The organism is Rothia sp. HMSC061C12 (assembly GCF_001815755.1).
GTDB classification, from domain to species: domain Bacteria; phylum Actinomycetota; class Actinomycetes; order Actinomycetales; family Micrococcaceae; genus Rothia; species Rothia mucilaginosa.
Genome location: NZ_KV821841.1, coordinates 1 through 2,757, shown reverse-complemented (window position 1 = coordinate 2,757; position 2,757 = coordinate 1). Strand labels below are relative to the sequence as shown.

Annotated in this window: 2 protein-coding genes; one reads left to right on the top strand and one right to left on the bottom strand. The window is 51.7% G+C overall.

Annotated features, from left to right (window positions below):
• Window positions 1-57 precede the first annotated feature (57 nt).
• Window positions 58-723 (bottom strand): hypothetical protein, encoded by a 666-nt coding sequence (locus tag HMPREF3055_RS01140; RefSeq protein ID WP_070737440.1) that lies wholly within the window; start codon window positions 721-723, stop codon window positions 58-60.
• Between the two features lie 1,206 nt (window positions 724-1,929).
• On the opposite strand from HMPREF3055_RS01140, the gene HMPREF3055_RS01130 reads away from it, so the two are divergent.
• Window positions 1,930-2,676 carry a hypothetical protein gene (locus tag HMPREF3055_RS01130; RefSeq protein WP_070737439.1) on the top strand — a complete coding sequence of 249 codons (747 nt, stop codon included), beginning with the start codon at window positions 1,930-1,932 and terminating at the stop codon, window positions 2,674-2,676.
• Window positions 2,677-2,757: the final 81 nt, after the last annotated feature.

The window sequence follows — 2,757 nt, the reverse complement described above, 5'->3', positions numbered from 1 at the left end:
GACCGTTGTTCGGTCACCGCCACAACTGTTTTTGCGCGGGTTTATGCGTGAGTGGACTTATGGGCGGGAGCTGCTGGGGGTTTGGGGCTGGGCCTTCCACTGCTGGTAGGCGCTTGTGGCGAGGAATCGTGCACGGTTGCCGTCGCTGAGCGTCTTGATGTCTGCGGGGGCTGCCTCGTACCACTTTTCGTAGAGACGAATAATCATCTCGGGGTAGGCGGCTTCTTCCAGGTCTGCGCGGTGGGGAATGAATTCGTTGCGGTTCTTGATGTCTCGGTACTCGCTACCGGCGAAGGGGTCGGTGAGTCCGACGCTGGGCTGAGCGTTGTAGGCATCGATGTTTTGAACGTATTCAGGGAGGGTGCTCCGCCCTGCTTTGAGTGCGGCGTGGCACTTGCTGTCGATTTCGCTGGGCTCAATGATGTGGCCGCCGTCTGCGAGGATGTGCCGGTATTGGATGTACGCGGGGTACTGTTCATCGGTGCGTGGGACGGGCTTGGCGGCTTCTGCTGATGCGAGATCTTCAGCGGAGTATGAGGAGCAGCTGATGTGCGGCGTGGTGCTTGCCGTTGCTGAGGCGCTCGCCGTGGAGGGTGAGGAGGTGCTGCTTGCCGCGGTGTTCGCACCACCGCAGGCGGCGAGGAACAGGGGCAGGGTTAAGAGAGCGGCACCGTATCGCAGTGCGCTATAGCGGGGGTTCGAGGTCCTGGAATTCAGGGTCATGATGTCACCTCATTGTGGGCTGGAGCATACTGAGTTGCCCCTCAATATACAGGCAGTTTTGATACATGGTCAAGAGAAAAATATGTTTATTTTTTAAAATCCAACATCTCGGAAGAAAATCGATAAACAAGTTTGTTCAGCGCCTTGACTTGCGTAAATACGGATACCATCGGGTTCTTAAGGCAACCATGGTACCAAAACACCAGCATCAGATATTGTTATTTGCCTGATAATCAGCAGAAGCCAACATGCCCAGAAGAGCGCGGTTAGAGCGCCCTTTATGCAACCTCGAACTCCGTAAAAGCCTGCGCCTCAACGGTCCATCGCTACTGCAGGAGGAAATAGATAAGTCCCCTAACGTATTCCCAGAGCAGCACCGAGAGGACGCACTGCGCAACAAATGCGGCTACAGCTGCGAGGGTTGGTATCCAGTAGCTACGCTTAGAACATGCAATAAAAACTGCTATAAAAATAACGCATGAGACAATATCGGGACCCAATAGAATGAATGCCTGTAGATCATATGGCCACAATATTCCATGCATATATTCTGTAGGAACTTTACATGAACTTAAGATATTGCCTTTTAAAATTTCATAAGTCCCATACATTTTAAAAACTAAATATAGCGACGCAATCCAAAAAATGCCTATGCGAAGCTTTACACCCAGCCATATACTAAAGATCTGCCACAAGCTAGCTAATACAACTCCCACCACGAAGAAGGGTATATAGTCGAAATATGCACTTTGCCACCTATCACATGGCGAGACAAATCCATTGAACTCTATATACAGGCTAGTTGGGAAAATATAGAAAAATTGCAATACAATGAGAAACAAGATATATAAAATTATTTTCTCATTTACGGCAAACATCTTATAAGTAGAATTCATGATGCCATTTCCTTTCAGTAGCATAAAACGCTAGTAGCGGAACACCGAATACATAGCCTCAATGTTGTTTTTCTTATCTACTAAGCCCCAAAACCAAAGCTAAAACAGTAAGTGACCCGCAAAATCTCCGCACTCTTACCCTATCTACCTCATGTTTAAGCAGGTCAGAACCTTAAGACTACTGGGTAGCACACCTTGTGTCTAGAGTGTTGGTTTTAAACTAAGATGGTATTTTCCATTGACCACATATCAAATATTTGGGTATGTTTAGACGCAATATATCGTTCCATCCCTCTTGTGAGGTGGTCTCATGACCCACACCCCTGTTTTTCTTTCGTTCCGTTCCAGCGGTCTACGACGCAGTGCCGCGCTGGCGATTCTCCCCCTGCTTCTTGCCTCCTGCGGTAGCTCCACCAGCACGGCATCAAACACTCCCGCACCCTCGAACACAACCGTGGCTTCATCCCCGTCAGCTTCAAGCGCCGCCGGGTCCGCTTCCTCTTCCGCGGCGAAGAAGAGCTCCACCCCCTGCCTTGAACCTGACGAAGCCACGAAAGCTCAAACCCTCAAGCAGCAGGAAGCCATTAGCGCCGACCGTGGTACTGCGCTCCCCTCCTACGTCTCCGCGCGGCATGTTGTGCGCAACCAGGCGAACTTCCCCACCCGCGCCGAAGCTGAATCAGCAGGAGCCGAGTGCCTGGCACTGTACGAGAAGAACAAGGCTGATCACGCCTACGCCGCAGCGTGGGTGCGCGCTATCGATGACAATAACGTGGCAAGCGGAAAGGTAGCCTCCGGCCCGCGCGCTGATATCCAGAGCGCAGACCCCTACAAGGCAAGCAACTACGTCGATATTCGAGAGGGTAAGGAGTACTTCCCAACCCGACAGGAGCTGCTCGCGGCAAACTACCCTGAGAACTACATTGTTGCTTTTGAGTTGTGGGCGCAGCAGGCACCAGCCGATGTGAAGCAGAAGAGCGACGCGAACCGTGCGGCCGCTAAGGATACTCGTTGGTCTGAGGTGGTAACCCTGCCCAGCCCCGACAACCCTGTCTAATCGAACCCCGTCTAACCTGAGTCTGTCTCATCTTAAAAATAGTTGTGGCGGTGACCGTTGTTCGGTCACCGCCACAACTGT

Excerpts from the sequence above, each read along its gene's own strand:
- HMPREF3055_RS01140 (WP_070737440.1), bottom strand. The coding sequence starts at position 723 with ATGACCCTGAATTCCAGGACCTCGAACCCCCGCTATAGCGCACTGCGA.
- HMPREF3055_RS01130 (WP_070737439.1), top strand. The coding sequence starts at position 1,930 with ATGACCCACACCCCTGTTTTTCTTTCGTTCCGTTCCAGCGGTCTACGA.